General features: G+C 71.8%; 18 protein-coding genes. 6 read left to right on the top strand and 12 right to left on the bottom strand.

Annotated features, from left to right (window positions below):
* Window positions 1–152 precede the first annotated feature (152 nt).
* Window positions 153–569 (bottom strand): pyridoxamine 5'-phosphate oxidase family protein, encoded by a 417-nt coding sequence (locus ACZ499_RS10555; protein WP_468408668.1) that lies wholly within the window; start codon window positions 567–569, stop codon window positions 153–155.
* A 171-nt stretch (window positions 570–740) separates the two neighbouring features.
* On the opposite strand from ACZ499_RS10555, the gene ACZ499_RS10550 reads away from it, so the two are divergent.
* From ACZ499_RS10550 to ACZ499_RS10540, 3 genes are all read left to right on the top strand, one after another.
* Complete coding sequence (locus tag ACZ499_RS10550) at window positions 741–1334, top strand: TetR/AcrR family transcriptional regulator (RefSeq protein WP_371655113.1); 594 nt, start codon at window positions 741–743, stop codon at window positions 1332–1334.
* An 81-nt stretch (window positions 1335–1415) separates the two neighbouring features.
* Entirely contained in the window at window positions 1416–3587 is a 2172-nt protein-coding gene (locus ACZ499_RS10545; protein WP_468673664.1) for a RecQ family ATP-dependent DNA helicase, read from the top strand.
* A 223-nt stretch (window positions 3588–3810) separates the two neighbouring features.
* A complete protein-coding gene (locus tag ACZ499_RS10540; protein WP_468673662.1) occupies window positions 3811–4437 on the top strand; it encodes a hypothetical protein in 627 nt (208 codons plus the stop codon).
* A gap of 113 nt (window positions 4438–4550) precedes the next feature.
* On the opposite strand, the gene ACZ499_RS10535 is transcribed toward ACZ499_RS10540, so the two are convergent.
* The 3 genes from ACZ499_RS10535 to ACZ499_RS10525 form a co-directional block, all read right to left on the bottom strand.
* Window positions 4551–5165 (bottom strand): hypothetical protein, encoded by a 615-nt coding sequence (locus ACZ499_RS10535; RefSeq protein WP_468673660.1) that lies wholly within the window; start codon window positions 5163–5165, stop codon window positions 4551–4553.
* Between the two features lie 105 nt (window positions 5166–5270).
* Window positions 5271–5981 (bottom strand): ribonuclease HII, encoded by a 711-nt coding sequence (locus ACZ499_RS10530; RefSeq protein WP_385546449.1) that lies wholly within the window; start codon window positions 5979–5981, stop codon window positions 5271–5273.
* A 152-nt stretch (window positions 5982–6133) separates the two neighbouring features.
* Window positions 6134–6760 (bottom strand): TetR/AcrR family transcriptional regulator, encoded by a 627-nt coding sequence (locus tag ACZ499_RS10525; RefSeq protein ID WP_468673658.1) that lies wholly within the window; start codon window positions 6758–6760, stop codon window positions 6134–6136.
* 239 nt (window positions 6761–6999) lie between these two features.
* Between ACZ499_RS10525 and ACZ499_RS10520 the strand changes: the two genes are divergently transcribed.
* Window positions 7000–8559 (top strand): MFS transporter, encoded by a 1560-nt coding sequence (locus ACZ499_RS10520; RefSeq protein ID WP_468673656.1) that lies wholly within the window; start codon window positions 7000–7002, stop codon window positions 8557–8559.
* Window positions 8560–8687: 128 nt separating this feature from the next.
* Here the strand turns inward: ACZ499_RS10520 and ACZ499_RS10515 are convergent, their stop codons facing one another.
* From ACZ499_RS10515 to ACZ499_RS10505, 3 genes are all read right to left on the bottom strand, one after another.
* A complete protein-coding gene (locus tag ACZ499_RS10515; RefSeq protein WP_468673654.1) occupies window positions 8688–9599 on the bottom strand; it encodes an ADP-ribosylglycohydrolase family protein in 912 nt (303 codons plus the stop codon).
* 12 nt (window positions 9600–9611) lie between these two features.
* Window positions 9612–10271 (bottom strand): histidine phosphatase family protein, encoded by a 660-nt coding sequence (locus ACZ499_RS10510; RefSeq protein WP_468673652.1) that lies wholly within the window; start codon window positions 10269–10271, stop codon window positions 9612–9614.
* Window positions 10272–10335: 64 nt separating this feature from the next.
* Window positions 10336–10941: a YdbC family protein gene (locus ACZ499_RS10505; RefSeq protein ID WP_385546457.1), complete on the bottom strand. Its 606-nt coding sequence runs from the start codon at window positions 10939–10941 to the stop codon at window positions 10336–10338.
* 123 nt (window positions 10942–11064) lie between these two features.
* On the opposite strand from ACZ499_RS10505, the gene ACZ499_RS10500 reads away from it, so the two are divergent.
* Window positions 11065–11595: a TerD family protein gene (locus tag ACZ499_RS10500; RefSeq protein WP_468673650.1), complete on the top strand. Its 531-nt coding sequence runs from the start codon at window positions 11065–11067 to the stop codon at window positions 11593–11595.
* Window positions 11596–11736: 141 nt separating this feature from the next.
* Here ACZ499_RS10500 and ACZ499_RS10495 read toward each other — a convergent pair whose 3' ends face one another.
* A complete protein-coding gene (locus tag ACZ499_RS10495) occupies window positions 11737–14631 on the bottom strand; it encodes a vitamin B12-dependent ribonucleotide reductase (protein WP_468673648.1) in 2895 nt (964 codons plus the stop codon).
* A 142-nt stretch (window positions 14632–14773) separates the two neighbouring features.
* Window positions 14774–15295 (bottom strand): transcriptional regulator NrdR, encoded by a 522-nt coding sequence (gene nrdR, locus ACZ499_RS10490; RefSeq protein WP_468408687.1) that lies wholly within the window; start codon window positions 15293–15295, stop codon window positions 14774–14776.
* Between the two features lie 624 nt (window positions 15296–15919).
* Between nrdR and lexA the strand changes: the two genes are divergently transcribed.
* Entirely contained in the window at window positions 15920–16714 is a 795-nt protein-coding gene (gene lexA, locus ACZ499_RS10485; RefSeq protein WP_371655100.1) for a transcriptional repressor LexA, read from the top strand.
* A 140-nt stretch (window positions 16715–16854) separates the two neighbouring features.
* Here lexA and ACZ499_RS10480 read toward each other — a convergent pair whose 3' ends face one another.
* Genes ACZ499_RS10480 through ACZ499_RS10470 form a run of 3 tightly spaced genes read right to left on the bottom strand, consistent with a single transcriptional unit; the run spans window position 16855 to window position 21835 of the window.
* Complete coding sequence (locus ACZ499_RS10480) at window positions 16855–18825, bottom strand: ATP-dependent DNA helicase (protein ID WP_385546469.1); 1971 nt, start codon at window positions 18823–18825, stop codon at window positions 16855–16857.
* A 37-nt stretch (window positions 18826–18862) separates the two neighbouring features.
* A complete protein-coding gene (locus ACZ499_RS10475) occupies window positions 18863–20818 on the bottom strand; it encodes an IucA/IucC family protein (protein WP_468673645.1) in 1956 nt (651 codons plus the stop codon).
* Window positions 20819–20878: 60 nt separating this feature from the next.
* Complete coding sequence (locus ACZ499_RS10470; RefSeq protein ID WP_468674074.1) at window positions 20879–21835, bottom strand: GNAT family N-acetyltransferase; 957 nt, start codon at window positions 21833–21835, stop codon at window positions 20879–20881.
* Between the last annotated feature and the right edge of the window lie 21 nt (window positions 21836–21856).

The raw sequence follows: 21856 nt of genomic DNA, 5'->3' as shown, positions 1-21856 counted from the left end.
TGCTGCGGGGGGGGGGTGGCGCCCACCCCCCCCCAGCAAAAGGGACAGGAACCAAAAGGAAAAGGAGGGGGGGGGGGGGGGGACCCCCCCCCCCCCCCCCCCCCCCCCCTCTGCTCGGCGGTGGCCGTTCCGCCTTCGCTGTACGGCCTTCCCTATACGTTCAGGCTCATCACGCGGTCGACCCGGATCTCGACCACCACGCGGCCGGGCGGGTTGGGCGGGCCGGAACGGTAGCGCCTGGCGTAGCGGCGCGCGCCCTCGGTGACCCGCGCGGGCTCGTCGACGACCGAGGCCGTGCCCTCCAGGGTGACCCAACTGAACCCGGCCACCTGGCAGATGGCGGCCCGGCCGCCCGCCGTGGCGACCAGGTTGCGGGCCTTGCGGGACGAGGACACCGTCATCACCCGGGCGAGCCCCGCCTCCGCGTCCCAGGTGAACCGCACCGGCGCCACGTGCGGGGACCCGTCGGGCCGGATGGTGGTCAGCGTGCCGATGTGCGGCTCCGTCAGGAATGCCTCCACCGACGCCGACACCTCCGGCGCACTCGTACGCCCCAGGGGCAACGACATCGTGTTCTTCCTTCCGTCTCACTCCGGCTACCAGGCCATTGTCAACACCCGGGGCCGACCTTTGGAACCTACTGGGCAACTGCGAACCGCATACCCCAACTGGCGTGAAGTCGGGGCTGGTTCAGTAGGTAACGGCAGGGCATAGTAGAGTCAAACGGAGGGAGGTTCCGTATGCCAACGTCAACGCCAGTCAGTGAGAGCGGTCCCCGCCGGCTCCGGGCTGACGCGGAGCGCAACCGGGCCCGGGTCCTGAACGCGGCGCGCGAGCTCTTCGCGGAACGCGGCGCCAACGTGTCCATGGACGAGGTGGCCCGGCACGCCGAGGTCGGCGTGGGCACTCTCTACCGCCACTTCCCCACCAAGGAAGCCATGGTCGTGGCGGCCTCCCAGCAGCGTTTCGGCGAGATCCTCACGTACTACCGCACGGTGTGCCGCGAGTCGGCCGAGCCGCTCGAAGCGCTCCAGATGCTGCTCACCCGGGTCGGCGAGGTGGAGGCCCGCGACCGCGGCTTCGCCAGCGTCGTCGGCGGCACGCTCGGCTCCGAGGGCCCGCCCAGCACCATGCGGGCCGACCTGGAGGCCGAGCTCGTGGACCTGGTCGGCAAGGGCCAGGCGACCGGCTCCATCCGGCGCGACATCGCGGGCGTCGACATCCTCGCCCTGACCTGCGGCCTCACCTCGATCGTGCACCGCCGCACCGGCGACTGGCGGCGCTACATCGACATCGTGCTCGACGGCCTGCGCTCGGACCACATCACGCCGTAGCAGCGGGCCCGGGGGCGTGCGGCGGGGCCGGTGGCGCCCATGGACGGGCCGGATGTCAGACCCGTCCTGTTGTATGGGGGCATGAACCACACGAGCACCACGGATCTGCGCACCGCGGCCGACGCCGTCCTGGCCCGCCTGGTCGGCGACCCGACGGGGGCGGCCCGGCTGCGCGAGGACCAGTGGCGCGCCATCGAGGCGCTCGTCGCCGGGGGGCGGCGGGCGCTGGTCGTCCAGCGCACCGGCTGGGGCAAGTCCGCGGTGTACTTCGTGGCGACCTCGCTGCTGCGCGAGCGCGGCAGCGGCCCCACCGTGATCGTGTCGCCGCTGCTCGCGCTGATGCGCAACCAGGTGGAGGCCGCCGCCCGAGCGGGCATCCGCGCCCGCACGATCAACTCGTCGAACACCGAGGAGTGGGAGACCGTCCAGGCCGAGGTGGCCGCGGGCGAGGTCGACGTCCTCCTGGTGAGCCCGGAGCGCCTCAACAACCCGGACTTCCGCGACGAGGTGCTGCCCAAGCTCTCGGCGGCCACCGGCCTGCTCGTCGTGGACGAGGCGCACTGCATCTCGGACTGGGGCCACGACTTCCGCCCCGACTACCGCCGGCTGCGCACCATGCTCGCCGAGCTCCCCCCGGGCGTCCCGGTCCTCGCGACGACGGCGACGGCCAACGCGCGCGTGACGGCCGACGTGGCGGAGCAGCTGGGCACCGGCGCGGACACCGACGCGCTGGTGCTCCGCGGCCCCCTGGACCGCGAGAGCCTGAGTCTGAACGTACTGTCGCTGCCGGACGCGGCGCACCGCCTGGCCTGGCTCGCCGACCACCTGGACGAACTGCCGGGCTCCGGGATCATCTACACGCTGACCGTGGCGGCCGCCGAGGAGATCACCGCGTATCTGCGCCAGTGCGGGCACACCGTCGCCTCCTACACGGGCCGCACGGAGAACGCGGACCGCCAGCAGGCCGAGGACGACCTGCTGGCCAACCGGGTCAAGGCGCTCGTCGCCACCTCGGCCCTGGGCATGGGCTTCGACAAGCCGGACCTCGGCTTCGTGGTCCACCTGGGCTCGCCCTCCTCCCCCATCGCCTACTACCAGCAGGTGGGCCGCGCCGGCCGCGGTGTGGAGCACGCGGAGGTGCTGCTGCTCCCCGGCAAGGAGGACGAGGCGATCTGGCGCTACTTCGCCTCGGTCGCCTTCCCGCCCGAGGAGCAGGTCCGCCGCACCCTGGACGTGCTGGCCCAGGCGGGCCGCCCCCTCTCGCTGCCCGCCCTGGAGCCGCTGGTCGAGCTGCGGCGCACCCGCCTGGAGACCATGCTCAAGGTCCTCGACGTGGACGGCGCGGTCCACCGCGTCAAGGGCGGCTGGACGTCCACCGGACGACCCTGGGTGTACGACGCGGAGAGGTACGCGTGGGTGGCCCGCCAGCGCTCCGCCGAGCAGCAGGCGATGCGTGACTACGCGTCGGCGACCGGCTGCCGGATGGAGTTCCTGCGCCGCCAGCTCGACGACGAGCAGGCGGCCCCGTGCGGCCGCTGCGACAACTGCGCGGGCGCCCGCTTCACCGCCGACGTCTCCGGGAAGGCGCTGGACGCGGCCAAGGGCGAGCTGGGCAGGCCGGGCGTCGAGGTCGAGCCCCGCAAGATGTGGCCGACCGGGCTCGCGGCGGTCGGCGTCGACCTCAAGGGCCGTATCCCCGCGGGCGAACAGGCCTATCCCGGCCGGGCGCTGGGCCGCCTCTCGGACATCGGCTGGGGCAACCGGCTGCGCCCGATGCTCGCCCCCCAGACCCCCGACGGACCGGTTCCGGACGATGTGGTCGACGCCGTGGTGACCGTCCTGGCCGACTGGGCCAAGGGCCCCGGCGGCTGGGCGGGCGGCGGCCCCGACGCGCCGCCCCGGCCCGCCGGAGTGGTCACCGTCGCCTCGCTCACCCGGCCCCGCCTCGTCGAGACGCTGGGCGCCCGGATCGCGGAGATCGGCCGCATGCCCCTCCTCGGACGCGTGGAGTACGGGGAGGAGGCCGCCGGGGCCCGCGTTCCCGCCTCCAACAGCGCCCAGCGGGTGCGCGCCCTGCACCACGCCTTCACGGTGCCGGACGAGCTGGCGCGAGCGGTGCGGGAGGCGGGCGGCCCGGTGCTGCTCGTCGACGACCGCTCGGACTCGGGCTGGACGCTGGCGGTGGCGGCCCGGCTGCTGCGCCGGGCGGGCGCGCAGGGGGTGTTTCCGCTGGTCCTCGCCGTGCAGGGGTGACCGCTGGGAATCCGGGGCGTGACCGGGGGTGCGACGGGGCAGGGATATGAGTGTCATACCCTCCGATTCCAGTCAGCGGCTCCAATTGCTCGTTGCCGCGTGCCCGCGAGCCAGCGAGAATTGGAACCGCGCCTCAACGGCGGACCCGGTGTCCGGGGCCCTGCCGCGCTGCGCCCTCACCCGCCCTGCCCGCACTGTGGGCGCGTATCCGGAAGGGAGGACCGTGACCTTCGGATTCGCTCCGTCCGCAGCCTCGGCAGGCGCGTCGTCCCTCATGTCGGCGGCCTCGGCGAACCGCCTCGCAAGGATGCTGGAGCCCGCGGAGTGGGCCTCGGCGGGGATCCCGCTGCTGCGCAACCCCCGCGAGGTGGTCAGCGGGCTGCACAGTCGGCACGGCCCGACCCCGTCGACCGCGGTGATCGCCGTCCTGGACCACGAGGAACGGCTGGCCGCCAGCGCCTCGTTCGTCCGGCGCCCGGTCGCCGCCGACGGCTGGGAGTTCCGCAACGCGCTCCTCGCGCATCTGCGCCGGGTTCTCCCGCACGACCTGCGCCGCCGGACCCCGGTGCGTACCGCCGTGCTGCTCTACTGCCGTGACGGCGACGAGCGTTGGACCGAGGAGGACGGCGCCTGGATGTGGGGCCTGCGGGACGCCTGCACCCTGCACGGACTGCGCTGCGGCGCGTACATCACGCTGACGCGCGGCGGCTGGCAAGTGCTGGGCGAGGGCCGCGGCGGCCGCCACCCCAGCTCCACCACCCGCCCCGGCTCCCTGTCGGACACCGACCCCGAGCCCCTGCCACTGCGCAGCGGATCGGCGGAGGCCCTGCGCAGGGTGGCGGCCCGCTAGGACCTGTCCCCCGGGGGCCTGTCCGCAGTGGCGCGCCCTACGGGGGCGCGGGGAACCGCGCGACCAGCCCACGGCAGCCCGCACACGAAGAACCGCCCCCGCGGAGCGTCCCCTCAGACGCCCGCGCTCAGCGCCGTGTTGATCCGCTGCGGGTCGCCGCAGACGATCAGCAGCGCACCCGCCCGCTCACGGGCGAGCGGCAGCGCGGCGAGGGCCGCGTCGTCGCCGCCGTTGACCGCGACGATCACCACGGGCCGCGCACCGGCGCGCCCGGCCGCGGCGGCGTCCGCGTAGAAGACGTCGTCGCGCGCGTCGTGCTGCGCCCAGTACGGCTCCTCGCCGAAGGACAGCTCGTGCGCCGCCCACGGGTGCGGCTCACCGGTGGTGAGGACCAGGATCTCGCCCGGCGCGCGGCCGGTGTCGAGCAGCAGGTCCACCGCCTCGCCCGCGGCGTCGAGCGCGCCGTCGGCCGGGGCCGGGATCAGCTGGATCTGCGGCCCGGAAGCGGTCTCCGGACGGGGTGCCTGGGGCTGCGCGGCGGTGTGCGCGCGCTGCGCGGGGGGCGTGGGCCGGGCGGGACCGGGGCCCGGAGTTCCGGGACGCGGTGCGGCCGCGGTACGCGGACCAGGAACGGGACGGGGGGTCGGCGCGGTGCGGCCGGCGGCCGGAGTGACGCGGGGACCCTGGGCGCTCTCGTGAATCTGAGGCTCCTCGGGGATGAGAGGCATGGGTAAAGGTCTATCAAACACCGGTGAATGGGGCACCACCGGGTGGGCACAAAAGTGCGATCGGGGCGGAGTCTCCCCGCTAAGGGCGGGGAAAGTCCAGGGATTTCAGAAGTCGAAGCCGAGCTGGCCCCCGCTTTCCAGTGCGGCCGCCGCCGCGGAGACCCGGACCTTCTTCAAGTGCCGCCAGCGCGGCAGCGCGTCGAGGTACGCCCAGGAGAGCCGGTGGTACGGGGTCGGCCCCCGGTCCTCCAGCGCCGTCTTGTGCGTGGGCGAGGGGTAGCCGGCGTTGTCGGCGAAGCCGAACACCTCGTACTCCCCCGCCGCTCCCCCGAGTTCGGCCATCATCGCGTCCCGGCGCACCTTGGCGATCACCGAGGCGGCCGCGACCGCGATGCAGGACTGGTCCCCCTTGATGACGGTACGGACCCGCCACGGTTCGCCGAGGTAGTCGTGCTTGCCGTCGAGGATCACCGCCTCCGGCCGTACCGGAAGCGCGTCCAGCGCACGGACGGCGGCGAGACGGAGCGCGGCGGTCATTCCGAGCTCGTCGATCTCTTGTGGCGAGGAGTGGCCCAGCGCGTACGCCGTCACCCAGGACTCCAGGAGCACGGCCATTTCGAGGCGGCGCCTCGGAGTGATCAGCTTGGAGTCGGTGAGACCCTCGGGCGGGCGGCGCAGTCCGGTGATCGCGGCGCACACCGTGACGGGACCGGCCCACGCCCCGCGTCCGACCTCGTCGACACCGGCAATGATCTTGCATCCGGTGGTGGCGCGAATCGAGCGCTCGACGGTGTGGGTGGGTGGTTCGTACGGCATGGCGCAAGCAAGGTTACGCCGCCCGGGACGCCGATGACACCCCGGCCACCCCGTACCGCGCGATCAGGCCGAACGGACCCCACGGTCAGGGCCTCCGGGGCACACAAGCAGACAGGCCCGGGCACCCCGATCGGGCAGCCCCGGCACCGTGATCAGGCAGGCCCGGCCCGCAGCAGCGGCACCATCACGTGATCGATCATCTCCGCGACCGCCTCGTCCGGCCATTCGCTCCCGCGCACCTTCGCACGGAACATCATCAGCCCGGGGATGACATCGAAGATCACCTCCGCCGCGGCGTCGGACCGTACGTCGCCCCGCTCGATTCCGCGCTGCACGGCCTCCCGGAAGAGCCGCTGGGCGGGCTCGACCAGGCGCCGCAGCACCATGCCGTGGAACCGTTCGGCGCTGGCGGCGTCGCACTCGTAAAGCACCGAGCGCAGTGCGAACCCCGACCGCGAGTACATCGCCTCCCGCAGCCGCAGACAGAGCTGGTAGAGGTCCTCGCGCACCGAGCCGTGGTCTTCGGCCCGGTCCAGATCCGGCAGCCCGTTCCGCAGCGCGTCGGCCACCAGCTCCGCCTTGGAGGACCAGCGCCGGTACACCGCGGCCTTCCCGGTCTGCGCTCCTGCGGCCACGCCCTCCATGGTGAGGGCGTTCCAGCCGACCGTGCTCAACTGCTCCAGAGCCGCGTCGAGGATCGCCCGTTCCAGGACGGGTCCCCGGCGGCGCGGCGAGACCTGCGGGGCCTCGTCGGCAGCAGTCAGGCGCGAAGTAGCCATCGTCTTCTCTCCGTTGGGGACGGGTCCGCGGGGCGGACGGGTCTGCCCCCATGGTGGTCGCCCTCCAGCCGTTTGACCAGGCACGGCATACCCGGACAGCCCGTACGGGTCCCGTCACCCCGCCGCCGGCCTGCCCCAACTCCCCTTAGTGAACGCTTGTGTTCACTCTCTCCGGCTCGCTAGGGTCTTTCATAGTGAACGGTGGCGTTTCCTAGCACGGATGCTCAAGGGGACCCTTTATGACGTCAGATCAGATAGACGCGAAGCCCGGCGCCCACACTCCCGAACCGCACCCCACTCGCCCCGACCGCCCCGGCATCGCCCTCGCGGTCATCGCGATGTGCCAGCTGATGGTGGTCCTGGACGCGACGATCGTGAACATCGCGCTCCCCCACATCCAGACCTCCCTCGGCTTCTCCACCAGCGACCTGACCTGGGTCATCAACGCCTACGCGCTGACCTTCGGCGGGCTGCTCCTGCTCGGCGGCCGGGCCGGCGACCTCCTCGGCCGGCGCCGGATGTTCATCACCGGCATCCTGGTCTTCACCCTCGCCTCGCTCCTCGGCGGCTTCGCCCAGGAACCCTGGCAGCTGCTCGCCGCCCGCGCCCTCCAGGGCATCGGCGGCGCGATCGCCTCCCCCACCTCGCTCGCCCTGATCGCGACCACCTTCCCCGAAGGCCCCGAGCGCAACCGGGCGTTCGGCGTCTTCTCGGCGGTCTCCGCGGGCGGCGGCGCCATCGGCCTGATCGCGGGCGGCATGCTCACCGACTGGCTCAACTGGCGCTGGGTGCTCTTCGTCAACGTCCCCATCGGCCTGGTCATCGCCGCGCTCGCGCCCCGCTGCATCCGGGAGTCCGAGCGCCACCCCGGCTCCTTCGACCTGGCCGGCGCGTTCACCTCGACCGGCGGCATGGCGGCACTGGTCTACGGGTTCATCCGGGCCGCGAGCGACGGCTGGCGCGACGGCCTGACCCTGGGATCCTTCGGCGCGGCCGTCGTCCTGCTCCTCGCCTTCGTGGCGGTGGAGCGGCGCTCCCCGCAGCCGATCACCCCGCTGCGGATGTTCGCCGACCGCAACCGCTCCGGCACGTACGTGATCATGCTGAGCCTCGCCGCGGCCATGTTCGGCATGTTCTTCTTCATCGTGCTCTTCGTGCAGAACGTGCTGCACTACAGCCCGGTCAAGGCAGGCGTCGCCTTCTTTCCCTCGACGCTGGCCATCGTCCTCGCGGCGGGCCTCGCCACGAGCCTGCTGCCCCGCTTCGGTCCCAAGCCCATCGTGGTCACCGGGACGCTGATCACCGCGGGCGCCATGGCGTGGCTGACCCTGATCGACCCGGACAGCACCTACACCGGCGGGATCATCGGCCCGCTGCTGCTCTTCGGCTTCGGCATGGGCCTGAACTTCGTCACACTCACCCTGACCGCGGTCTCCGGCATCGCCGACAGCGAGTCCGGCGCCGCGTCCGGCCTGCTCAACACCACCCAGCAGGTCGGCGGCGCGCTCGGCCTGTCCATCCTGACCACGGTCTTCGGCACCGCGAGCCGCAACGAGGGCAAGACCCAGCTGGGGGACTTCCTCGCGCACGGCTCACCCGAGCAGAAGGCGGCCTTCGCCAAGTCCCACCAGCTGCCCGCGCCCTGGAGCGACGAGGTCCTCGCCCACGGCATCGGCACGGCCTTCATCGCCGCCGTGGCCCTGGTGTCCCTCGCCGCGCTGGTCGCCGTCTTCGTCATCCAGGTACGCAAGAGCGATCTGGAGGCGCTGAGCGGCAAGGCGGGCGTGTCGGCGGGCTGACACCCACCGGTCCGGGCGCCCACGGGCCCGGGCGCCCACGGGTCCGGGGCGCCCACGGGTCCGGGGCGCCCGGGGAAGGCGCCACGGCTCCAAGGGCTCCCGGCCAAGGCCAGGCCCGAAGGCCCGGCTCAGCGCGGAGCCGTCGCCGGGACCCAGCCCGGCAGTTCCTCGGTCCGCGCCAGCCACTCGGCCGGGGGCGCCCCGGCCTTGCCGCCGGCGATCACCCCGCCGACGATCGCGCAGGTGGTGTCGACGTCGCCGCCCGCCTGCGCGGTCGTCCAGAACGCCTTCTCGAAGTCCCCGAGCCCCCGCGCCGCCGACCACAGCGCGAACGGCACCGTGTCGTGCGCACTGGTCCGCCGCCCGCACCCGAGCACCGCGGCCACCGTGCCCGCGTCCCCGTAGTCCAGCATGTCCCGCGCCCGCCGCAGCCCCGCGCCGACCGCGCTGCGCGGCACCAGCGCCACGACGCCGTCGAGCAGCTCCGCAGGCGTCGGCGGGCCCGACGGGGCGGCGGCCAGCGCGGCGGCGGCCGCCACCGCCATCGAGCCCACCACGGCCTCGCGGTGCTGGTGGGTGGTGTACGAGGAGATCTCGGCCTGATGGGTGGCCTGCTCCGGGTCGTCCGCGTACCAGGCGCCCAGGGGCGCGATCCGCATCGCGGAGCCGTTGCCCCAGGAGCCCTGCCCGTTGAAGAGCGCGGCGGCCAGCTCCCGCCAGTCCCCGCCCTCCCGGATCAGCCGCAGCATCCGGTTGACGGCCGGGCCGTACCCCCGGTCGAAGTCGTGGTGCTCGGCGAAGGAGCGGGCGAGCCGGTCCTGGTCGATCCGGCCGTGCGCGGCCAGTACGGCCAGTACCGAGCAGGCCATCTCGGTGTCGTCGGTCCACTGCCACGGGCCTTCGGGCAGCCGACGCCGTTTGAGCAGCGGATAGTGGGCGGGGACGAAGAACTGGGAGCCCAGGGCGTCTCCCACGGACAGCCCCCGCAGGCTGCCCAGTGCGCGTTCGAAGCGTGATTCGAGTGTGGAGTCAGCGGTCATCGCACACCCACTCTAACCGGTGATGCCGTACGGCTCGGGGACGCGCCACCGCGCGAACTGCCGGTCCAGCGTGTACCGCCCGTCCGGGCCGAGGAGCAGCGTCCTGCTCTCCGCGTTCCCCGGATTGGAGAGCGACTCGAAGTCCGCCACCGTCCAGTGGAACCAGCGCATGCAGAACAGCCGCATCGTCAGGCCGTGGGTGACGATCAGAACGTTCGGCGGGTGGTCCGGCGCCTCGAAGCTGCGGTGCAGGCTCTCCAGGAACGACCCCACCCGGTCGTACACGTCCGCCCCGGACTCGCCCTGGGCGAAGCGGTAGAAGAAGTGTCCGTACGCGTCCCGGTAGGCCTTCTGCAGCCGTACGTCGTCGCGGTCCTGCCAGTTCCCCCAGTCCTGCTCGCGGAGCCTGGGCTCCTCCCTGATCCGCACGAGCTCCGGATCGAGTCCGAACGCCCGGAACGTCTCATGGGTGCGCCGGTACGGCGAGACGTAGACGCTGACGCGCTCGCGCCCGAATACCTCTCTCAGCCCCACCCCGGTCGCGCGGGCCTGGCGCAGCCCGGCCTCGGTGAGCCGCAGCGCGTGGTCGGGCTCGCGCTCGTACACGGTGTCATCGGCGTTCCCCTCCGACTCGCCGTGCCGGACGAGGACGATGCGACGCGGTCTTGCCATGCGTAAACCCTAGATCGCCGGTCTGACATTCGAGCAGCCGTCCGGCCGCCATCCGGCGTATCGCTCACACCGTCCAGCTGGGGTTCAGGTCGACGACGGCCCCGGACAGGCCCGCCACGTCGGCCTCCGTCCCCGCGCGCAGCGAGAGCCGCTCCACCCGGTCGGCCCGGTACTTGCCGTGCTCGGCCGCCGACCGCCACATGGACAGCACCAGGAACTCATTGCCCGGCGCCTCCCCGAACACCCCGCGCAGCATCCCCGGCGACCCGGCCATCGCCGGATTCCAGATCCGCTCCTGCGCCGACGCGAAGTGCTCGACGCGGTCGGCGTGCACCCGGCAGTGCGCCACCCGCACCACATCGGCGTCGGTGAAGCGCGGCTCGAAGCCGGTCTTCACGTCGAAGCGGTGGTCGAACAGCTTGGCACGCGCGTCCCTGAACGTGCCGGACTGCGCGGCGGCGAGGCGGTCGTGGGCGCGCGCCATGAAGGAGTCATAAAACGGCCGGCTCTCCCAGAACGTGAAGACGTGCGCGACATCGGGCCGCCCCCGGCTCCACCCGCCGCCCTGTCCTCTGAATCCCGGCTCCCCCAGCAGTCCCGCCCACTTCCGCTGCCCCCGGTCGAAGCCGGGACGGTCGACCACAGTGCAGCGAATCCACTTGACCAGCACCGCGCCATCGTACGGCCCGCGCCCACGGCCACGGTCCCACTCCGGCGGACCGGTCGGCCCGCGCACGTGGCAGCATGGTCGGTGAGCGACTGACAACGGGCAGTCACGGGGAGGGGTTTGGGGATGAGCGGCTTCAGCAAGGGGCTCGACAAGGTCGTGGTGGCACTGCGGTGGGACCCGAGCCCGGCCGGCTCCCCGGGCCACGACCTCGATGTGATCGCCGCGGTCTACACGGCGTCCGATCCGTACGGCAGCCCCGCCTATCTGGTGCACTACGACAGCCGCTCCCCCGACGGCACGGTCTATCTGAGCCGCGACAGCACCACCGGAAGGGGCTTCGGGGACGACGAGGTGCTGACGCTGGAGTTCGCCCGCCAGCCGGACGCGCACGCCCGGATCGTGGTCGGCGTGGTCATCCAGCAGCGCCCGGACCGGCTCGTCTTCGCGGACATCGCCAACCCCGAGGTGCACATCCGCGAGGGCTACACGGAGCTGGCGAGCGACGACTTCTCCGCCGTCGCGCACAGCACGGCCGCGACGGTCGCGGAGTTCGTCCGGACCTCGGGCGGCGCCTGGGTCTTCCACCCGGCCGTGCGCGGCTTCGACCTGGACCCGGACGCCTTCACCGCCGCGATGGGCGCACGAACTGTCTGACTCCTGCGTACGTAGTACGCAGGTGAAGAACGAGGGCGTGCGCCTGCCCCCGAACGCCCAAGTGGGGACCGGCAGTTCACCGGTCCCCACAGGGCAGGGCCTCTCAGCCCTCAGGAGCGCTCGGGCTTCGAGCGCCCGTGATCAGCTGCAGCCGCTGGTCGAGCCGCAGCCCTCGCAGATGTAGCAGGAGCCGGCCCGCTGCATCTTCGTGCCGCAGGAGAAGCAGAGCGGCGCGTCGGCGCTGACGCCGAGCTGCATCTCGACGAGCTCGGCCGAGTTGTGCACGGCCTTCGGGGGCTCGACGACCGCAGGCTTCGGCGCGGCGACGGCCTTCAGCGTCTCCGTCTGGCGCGGGGCGGACTGGGCCAGGCCTTCGACGTCCATCTCCTCGTCGTCCAGGCTCGGCTCGTACGAACCGGTCTCCAGGTGGCGCTGACGCTCCTCGGCGGAGTGGATGCCGAGCGCCGAGCGGGTCTCGAACGGCAGGAAGTCCAGCGCCAGGCGGCGGAAGATGTAGTCGACGATCGACTGCGCCATCCGCACGTCCGGGTCGTCCGTCATACCGGCCGGCTCGAAGCGCATGTTGGTGAACTTCGAGACGTACGTCTCCAGCGGAACGCCGTACTGCAGACCGACCGAGACGGCGATCGAGAAGGCGTCCATCATGCCCGCGAGGGTCGAGCCCTGCTTGGACATCTTCAGGAAGACCTCGCCCAGGCCGTCGTCCGGGTAGGAGTTGGCGGTCATGTAGCCCTCGGCGCCACCGACCGTGAAGGAGGTGGTGATGCCCGGACGGCCCTTGGGCAGGCGCTTGCGGACCGGGCGGTACTCGACGACCTTCTCGACGGCCTTGCGGATCTCGGCCTCGGTCTTCTCCGTGACCTCGGCCTTCTCCTTCTCCTTGGTCTTCGCGGAGAGGGGCTGGCCGACCTTGCAGTTGTCACGGTAGATCGCGAGCGCCTTGACGCCCATCTTCCACGCCTCGAAGTAGACCTCCTCGACGTCCTCGACGGTCGCCGTCTCCGGCAGGTTGACCGTCTTGGAGAGCGCGCCCGAGATCCACGGCTGGATGGCCGCCATCATGCGGACGTGGCCCATCGCGGAGATGGAGCGCTCGCCCATGGCGCAGTCGAAGACCTCGTAGTGCTCGGTCTTCAGACCGGGGGCGTCGATCACATTGCCGTTCTCGGCGATGTGGGCGACGACCGCCTCGATCTGCTCCGGCTGGTAGCCGAGGCGGCGCAGCGCCTGCGGCACCGTGCCGTTGACGATCTGCATCGAGCCGCCGCCGACCAGCTTCTTGAACTTGACCAGCGCGAGGTCGGGCTCCAGGCCGGTGGTGTCGCAGGACATCGCGAGACCGATGGTGCCGGTCGGGGCGATGACCGACGCCTGAGCGTTGCGGAAACCGTTCTTCTCGCCCAGGCGGACCACGTCCTGCCAGGCCTCCGTGGCGGCGGCCCAGATCGGCGAGTCCAGGTCGTCCATGCGCACGGCCGTCGTGTTGGCGTCGGCGTGCTGCTTCATGACGCGCCGGTGCGGCTCGGCGTTGCGGGCGTAGCCGTCGTACGCGCCGACGACCGCGGCCAGCTCGGCGGAGCGCTTGTACGAGGTGCCGGTCATCAGCGAGGTGATGGCACCGGCGAGCGCGCGGCCGCCGTCCGAGTCGTACGCGTGGCCGGTGGCCATCAGCAGGGCGCCGAGGTTGGCGTAGCCGATGCCCAGCTGGCGGTAGGCGCGGGTGTTCTCGCCGATCTTCTGGGTCGGGAAGTCCGCGAAGCAGATGGAGATGTCCATCGCCGTGATGACCAGCTCGACGACCTTGGCGAACCGCTCGACCTCGAAGGACTGGTGGCCCTCGCCGTCGTCCTTGAGGAACTTCATGAGGTTCAGCGAGGCGAGGTTGCAGGACGTGTTGTCCAGGTGCATGTACTCGCTGCAGGGGTTCGAGCCGTTGATGCGGCCGGACTCCGGGCAGGTGTGCCAGTGGTTGATCGTGTCGTCGTACTGGATGCCCGGGTCGGCGCAGGCCCACGCCGCCTCGGCCATCTTGCGGAAGAGCGACTTGGCGTCGACCTCTTCGATGACGTCACCGGTCATCCGGGCACGCAGCCCGAACTTGCCGCCGGTCTCGACGGCCTTCATGAACTCGTCGTTCACCCGGACCGAGTTGTTGGCGTTCTGGTACTGGACGGACGTGATGTCGTCGCCACCCAGGTCCATGTCGAAGCCCGCGTCGCGCAGCGCGCGGATCTTCTCCTCCTCCTTCACCTTGGTCTCGATGAAGTTCTCGATGTCGGGGTGGTCGACGTCGAGGATGACCATCTTGGCCGCGCGGCGGGTGGCGCCGCCCGACTTGATGGTGCCGGCGGAGGCGTCCGCACCGCGCATGAAGGAGACCGGGCCGGAGGCGTTGCCGCCGGAGGAGAGCAGCTCCTTGGAGGAGCGGATGCGGGAGAGGTTCAGGCCGGCGCCGGAGCCGCCCTTGAAGATCATGCCCTCTTCCTTGTACCAGTCGAGGATCGACTCCATGGAGTCGTCGACGGACAGGATGAAGCAGGCGGAGACCTGCTGGGGCTGCGGGGTGCCCACGTTGAACCACACGGGGCTGTTGAAGCTGAAGATCTGGTGCAGGAGGGCGTACGCCAGCTCGTGCTCGAAGATCTCGGCGTCCGCGGGCGAGGCGAAGTAGCCGTAGTCCTCGCCGGCCTTGCGGTAGGTCTTCACGATCCGGTCGATCAGCTGCTTCAGACCGGTCTCGCGCTGCGGGGTGCCGACGGCCCCGCGGAAGTACTTGCTGGTGACGATGTTGACCGCGTTCACCGACCAGAAGTCGGGGAACTCGACGCCACGCTGCTCGAAGTTGATCGAGCCGTCGCGCCAGTTGGTCATGACGACGTCACGACGCTCCCAGGTCACCTCGTCGTACGGATGCACGCCGGGGGTGGTGTGGATGCGCTCGATACGCAGGCCCTTGCTCGTCTTGGAACCCTTGGTGCGGGATCCACGTGCCGGGCCGCTCGTCGTCTCTGTCATGCCGCCTCCCATACGCGGGCGAAAACGCCCAAAAGTGCCTGAATGTTCCCGTGGCACGGTGTCTGTCTGGTGCCCCGGACGCCGCGCTGAGCGCCCGTGACAGGTCCTGGATTGCCGCCGATCGGCGACCGGAGTCCGCCGGTCAGTCGACAGCGGTGGCGGGCACGGGGACCTCGGGGGTCACTCCGGCCACGCGCGCGTCCGCGTCGTCCGCGGGAGGCCGTTGTTCGCGGAGTTCCGCGATGGCGGCCTCGAAGTCTTCAAGGGTGTCGAATGCCCGGTACACGGACGCGAAGCGCAGGTACGCGACGAGGTCGAGCTCCTGCAACGGGCCGAGTATGGCCAGACCCACGTCATGGGTGGTCAGCTCGGCACTGCCGGTGGCGCGCACCGCCTCCTCGACCCGCTGGCCGAGCTTGGCGAGGGCGTCCTCGGTGACCGGCCGCCCCTGGCACGCCTTGCGGACGCCAGAGATGACCTTGCTGCGAGAGAAGGGCTCAGTGACGCCCGACCGCTTGATCACCATCAGCGAGGCCGTCTCCACCGTCGTGAAACGACGGGAGCAGTCGGGGCACTGACGGCGCCTGCGGATCGACGTGCCGTCGTCGGTGGTCCGACTGTCGACGACACGGCTGTCGGGGTGCCTGCAGAAGGGGCAGTGCATGAATCCCAACCCTCCTTCGCAGCACGACTGAATAGCCTCGTCAGGCCTGAACAGGCCCCGCGAAGCAGCCACAAGCATAGGCGATGGCCGCAGTCCGGAGGACCAACGACCACAACTTCTGGGTAGCGGTGCCAATCCAACCACTAGATCTGGGGTTTTGCCGCCAACTGCCCACTACCGCGTGTCGCGGAGCGGTAGCGCAGGGAACCGCGCCGAGGGGCTCGATTCCGGCCCGTGTCCGGGTGGGCCCGGAGGGCGACGAACCACCGGCGGAACACCGGATCGGGGACGGCGGGGCGGGCGCGCCCGCCCCCGTTTCCGGGCGACCGGATGGCAGACTGGGAGCCCGGTACCGGCCATCGCCTCGCGGTCGTACGTACGCACGGTCCGGCGGCTGTCGGCGACGCTCCCGGGCGGCGCCTTCGGGCTCCGGCCCCGGCGGTGAAGGGTACCGTAATCGACCGAATTGCCCGCCGACCGGCCCCGGCAAGGGTGCCCGCATACACCCGGCTCCATCATCGCGTCACGCTTTCTGCGATTTTTCACTCGAACGTGTGTTTGGCGCAACCTTTCGAAAGCAACTACCGTTGTCCAGCTAGGGAGACCATTTCGAGAGGGGCCGACGTGACCACCACCGCAGACAGTGCCACCATCACTGCCCAGGACCGCTCCCAGACCCGACTTGAGCCGGTGCATGCCATGAATGACGCAGTCACGAACCAGGAGGGCGGCGACCCAGCGCGGGCCACACGCTCGCTCCCCGGCCGACCTCCGGGCATCAGGGCGGACAGCTCCGGTCTCACCGACCGGCAGCGGCGGGTCATCGAGGTCATCCGGGACTCCGTCCAGCGCCGGGGGTACCCGCCGTCGATGCGGGAGATCGGTCAGGCGGTGGGTCTCTCCAGCACGTCGTCCGTCGCCCACCAGCTCATGGCCCTGGAGCGCAAGGGCTTCCTCCGCCGCGACCCCCACCGCCCGCGGGCGTACGAGGTGCGCGGTTCGGACCAGCCGAGCAGCCAGCCGACCGACACCACCGGCAAGCCCGCGGCCTCCTATGTGCCGCTGGTCGGCCGGATCGCCGCCGGTGGCCCCATCCTCGCCGAGGAGTCGGTCGAGGACGTCTTCCCGCTGCCCCGCCAGCTGGTCGGCGACGGCGAGCTCTTCGTCCTGAAGGTCGTCGGAGACTCGATGATCGAGGCCGCGATCTGCGACGGCGACTGGGTCACCGTGCGCCGCCAGCCGGTCGCGGAGAACGGCGACATCGTCGCGGCGATGCTGGACGGCGAAGCCACGGTGAAGCGGTTCAAGCGCGAGGACAACCACATCTGGCTGCTCCCGCACAACTCCGCGTACCAGCCCATCCCCGGCGACGAGGCGACCATCCTCGGCAAGGTGGTGGCGGTGCTGCGGCGGGTCTGACCGACCCGCCGACCAGGACCGGCCCCGGGACCACCTGCGCCGGTCCCGGGGCCCTGCTATGTCCGGGTGCCACTCGAAGCGCCGGAGGGCAGCGTCGCCGCCCTCCGGCGCCCGGGCCTACTTCACCGCCGGAGGGACGGCTACTTCCCGTCCGCCTTGGCGACCGCGTCGATCGCGGAGAGCGAGCGGCGCACCTGATTGCGGTCCGTGGTGTACCAGAAGTCCGGCAGCGAGGCCCGCAGATAGCTGCCGTAGCGCGCATTGGCCAGCCTGGGGTCGAGCACGGCGACGACGCCCCGGTCCCCCGTCGCCCGCACCAGACGGCCCGCGCCCTGGGCCATCAGCAGCGCGGCATGGGTCGCGGCCACCGCCATGAAGCCATTGCCGCCGCCCTCCTCCACCGCCTTCTGGCGGGCGCTCATCAGCGGGTCGTCGGGCCGGGGGAACGGAATCCGGTCCATGACCACCAGCTGGCAGCTCGCGCCCGGCACGTCCACGCCCTGCCAGAGGGAGAGCGTGCCGAACAGACAGGTCTCCGGGTCGCCCGAGAACGTCTTGATCAGCTCGCCCAGTGTGTCCTCGCCCTGGAGCAGGATCGGCTTGTCCAGCCTGCCGCGCAGCTCCTCGGCGGCGGCCTGGGCGGCCCGCATCGACGAGAACAGGCCCAGCGTCCGGCCCCCGGCCGCCTCGACCAGCTCCGCCAGCTCGTCCATCATGTCGCCGCGCGAGCCCTCACGGCCCGGGGTGGCCAGATGCCGGGCGACATAGAGGATGCCCTGCTTGGGGTAGTCGAAGGGCGAGCCGACGTCGATGCCCTTCCACTGCGGGACGTCCTCGCCCTCGGTGCCCTCCGGCGCGAGGCCCAGCGAGGCGCCGACCCCGTTGAAGTCACCGCCGAGCTTGAGCGTGGCCGAGGTGAGCACCACCGACCGGTCGGCGAAGAGCTTCTCCCGCAGCAGCCCCGACACGGAGAGCGGGGCGACCCGCAGGGAGGCGCCGAAGCGGTCGTGCCGCTCGTACCAGACCACGTCGTACTCGGATCCGTTGGAGATCCGCTCGGCCACGCCGTGGACGCTCTCGACCGCCGCGAGAGCCTGCTTGCGCACCGCGTCCTCGTCCTGGACGGACTTGTCGCGGGTGGAACCGAGCGCCGAGATCACCGTACGAGCCGCGTCGCGCAGCGCCATCAGGGCGTACCCAAGGTCCTCCGGGACCTCCTCCAGACGGCCGGGCAACGCCAGCTCCATCAGCCGCTCGAAGCCCTCGGCGGCGGTCTGGAGCTGGTCGGCCGCCTTCTCGTTGACGAGCTTGGCGGCTCGTCGCACGGCCCGGTTGACCTGCCCCGGGGTGAGCTCGCCGGTGGCGACTCCGGTGACCCGGGAGACCAGCTCGTGCGCCTCGTCGACGATCAGCACTTCGTGCTGCGGGAGCACCGGGGCGCCCTCGATGGCGTCGATGGCGAGCAGGGCGTGGTTGGTGACCACGACATCCGAGAGCTTGGCGCGCTCGCGGGCCATCTCCGCGAAGCACTCCGCCCCGTACGCGCACTTCGAGGCGCCCAGGCACTCCCGGGAGGAGACGGACACCTGGCCCCAGGCGCGGTCCGAGACGCCGGGCGTCAGGTCGTCCCGGTCGCCCGTCTCGGTCTCGTCGGCCCAGTCCCGCATCCGCAGCAGGTCCTGCCCGAGCTTGCTGGTGGGCGCGGCCGCCTCGAACTGGTCGAAGAGACCCTCCTCCTCTTCCTGCGGCACGCCCTCGTGGAGGCGGTGCAGACAGAGGTAGTTCGAGCGCCCCTTGAGCATGGCGAACTCCGGGCGGCGGCGCAGCTGCGGGTGCAGCGCGTCGACCGTACGCGGAAGATCGCGCTCCACGAGCTGCCGCTGGAGCGCGAGGGTCGCCGTGGCCACCACGACGCGCTCGCCGTGCGCCAGCGCCGGCACCAGATAGCCCAGGGACTTTCCGGTGCCGGTACCGGCCTGGACCAGCAGGTGGGAACCGCCGTCGATGGCGTCGGCGACGGCCGTGGCCATGGTGACCTGGCCGGGGCGCTCCAGACCGCCGACGGCGGAGACGGCGGCGTGCAGGAGCTCGGGGAGAGATGGCTTCGTCATAGCCCGTCCACCCTACGGGGCGCCACTGACAATCCGATCACGTCGGCGGTGCGAGCGGGTTCGGGACGGTGCCCGCGACGGCCGCGTGCGGGCGCTTGGGGCGGTCCCGGTAGCCGTCCAGGTGCAGCCGGTTCCGGTTCAGACAGAGCCGTTCGATACGCGGCGTGAGCAGGTCGAACATCTCGTAGCGCTCCTTGAGCTCGGGGAACCGCGCCTGGTGGCGCAGGATCTCGTCGCGCACCAGCGCCCAGAAGTCGCACTCCGGAACGTCCAGTTGCTCCTCGCACAGCGGCGCGAGATAGCGGAACACTCCGACAAAAAGACCGGAGTGGATGAACTGGGTGAGGAAGGAGGGCGGCTCGGTCAGCAGGACTTCCCGTACGTCGTCGGGCATCGCGTCGTGCTCGGGCAGCGGTTCCGCACTGATGTTGACGTCGTCCACGAAGTCCTTGATCGCCAGGCGTACGGGCACGTCGTGGTCGTCGAAGACGACGATGGCGTTCTCGCCGTGCGGCGAGAAGACCGTCCCGTAGCGGTAGAGGAACCGCAGCAGCGGCGGTAACAGCGCACCGAACAGGCGGCGCAGCCAGACGTGGGGGGCGAGGCCCGAGCGGGCGACGAGCTCGGCGGTGAAGGCACGTCCCTGCGGATCGGTGTGGAGCAGCGCGGCCAGGGTACGCGCGCGTTCGCCCACCGCGAGGCGGGTCTGCAGCGGCTCGCGCCAGATCGCCCCGAGCAGCTCTTTGTACTGGTACGGAACCTCGGCGAGGCGGTCGTACAGCGGGTGCTCGACCGCCACGGAGGCCACCTCTCCGAGCAGGATCACCCCGCATTCCTCGCGCAGGAACGGATCGGCGTCGCGCAGGGCGTGGACCCAGGCCGTGACGGCCGGGGCGGCGAGGGTGCGCTCCGTCGGCAGCCCCCGCCAGACCAGCGTGTTCAGGATCGACAGCGGCAGCTTCACGGTGTGCCGGTCGGGGCGCGAGGTGTTGACGAAGGTCCGGATGGACTGCTGCGGCAGCCGGAGGTCGGCGTCGCCCGGCAGCGGGACGATCGCGCCGTCGGCGACGGCCGGGGCGAAGAGCGGCAGCACCACCTCGTCCCACTGCCACGGGTGCACGGGCAGGTAGAGGTAGTCGTCCGGGGCGAGACCACGCGCGCGTAGCGCGGCGGCGAAGCCCTCGCGGACCGCTGGGTCGAGCTCCCGGGTGTAGAGCCGGTCGGGCATGGCGAGCGCGCCGACGCCCCGGTAGCGGGCGAGGTCGGTGCGGACCGCGATCCAGGGCAGCCGGTCGGGCCTGCGGGCCTCGGGGGCCCACCGGGCGGCGTCGACGGCCGAGAACCCGAGCCGCCCCTTGTTCAGGACGAGCCAGGGGTGCCCGGTCTGGTGGCCTTCCAGCTCCGCGTACCCGAGCTCCGCGAGGTGGGCGGCGGGCAGCGCGGTGTGGTCGAGGCGGGTGTCGGCGGCGAGCGTGGCCGTGAGCTCGCCGACGAGGTGGCCGAAGGTGGCGCCGTCGAGCCCGAGCGTGCGGCGGGCGCGCACGAGGAAGGCGAGCGGGTCGGTGAAGGGCCGCCCGCCGTGGCTGACGGAGTCGGCGTCGACGAGCCAGTCGTCGTACGCGCCGCGCCGGGCCCGGAAGGAGAGGGCGGAGCCGTCGTCCAGGGGCTGGGTGTAGTGGGCGCGGGGGCGGCGGGAGGTGCCGTGATCGGCGTCGTGCGGGGAACCGTGGGAGGCGTCGTCACGCCCCGGGCTGTCTTCCGGTCGGAGGTCCTCGCTGCCGCCGCCCCGCTGCGGGACCGGCTCGATGATCCCTTCGTACGCGAAGGCCCCGAGCATCTTGGCGAGCAGCCGACGGGCCGCGCGGTCCCAGGCTTCGCGGTTCAGCTCGGGCGGCGCGAGCAGTGTGGGCGGCGCTGGTGGTGTGGACGGCCCAGGCGGTGTGGGCGGCTCCTCCCGTTCGTCGGAATCATCGGGGACAAGCGGATTCGGCAAGGCGACTCCTCGGGGTGGAACCGATGCGGTTCGAGCGGTGTATGTAGGGCAGCGGGTGGTTCACAGCAGGTTCCTGAGCACGCGATCACGAACCATGAGGGCGGCCCGCTTGTCGGGAAGGTCGACTTCCGCGGAGAACCGGAAGCCGGCGCTCAGAAAGGCGGAGACGGAGGGGGTGTTGCGCAGATCGGGTTCAGCGACCACACGGAGGCATTGCGGCCGGTTGTCGAGGACGAGATCGGCGACGGCCCGGAGCAGCGCGGTCCCGACCCCGCGCCCGCGATCGGCGACACCGCCGATGAGGAGGTGGATACCGGTGTCGTGCGGACGCGCCGGATAGTGCCGGGCCAGCGGGTCGAGATCGGCCCGGTAGACCTCCCAGTAGCTCATGGGGGCGCCATCCAGCAGGCCGATACACGGCACGCTCCGTCCGTCGCCGTCGAGTTGGGGACGGAGATGGGCCGCCGTGACCGACTCGGGCCCGGCCAGCTCCCAGAAGGCGGCCACGGCGGGGTCGTTCATCCAGGTACTCAGAAGGGAGAGGTCACGTTCGACGCGAGCGGGTACGAGCTGGAAGACGCCGACGGGTGTGGTGACCGGCCCCCATGCCCCGGGGCAGTCGAGCAGGTCGTCCCCGCCGGGGTGGGAGGCGAGGTGGGACGCGAGGTGGGACGCGCCGACGGGTTGAGAGGCGATGCGGGACGCGCCGATCGGGCCGTACGAGTGGGTGGTGCGGGGGGCCGCATCGGAGCGGTCGGCCCCGGGCTGGAGATGTGACGGGGTGCGGGCGCCCGCTTCCACACCCAGCGTCGCGGGCTCGGCGACGTCGGGGCCGGGGGTTCCCCAGCCCGGGGCTCCGGGGTCGGAGGGCCAGGAGCCGAGGGTCGCGGAGTCCGGCGCACCGGAGTCGGGGCTCCGGGCGTCCGGGACGCCTGACGCCGGAGCCCCGCAGTCCGGCACACCGGCGTCCGGGACGCCGTCCTCACCGCTGCCCCCTCCCCCGCTGTCGCCTCCCACCTGCCCCGCGCCGGTCCCGGC

The organism is Streptomyces sp. NPDC031265 (assembly GCF_055570295.1).
The sequence above is the reverse complement of the archived record's forward strand: the minus strand, read 5'-3'. Positions and strand labels throughout refer to the sequence as shown.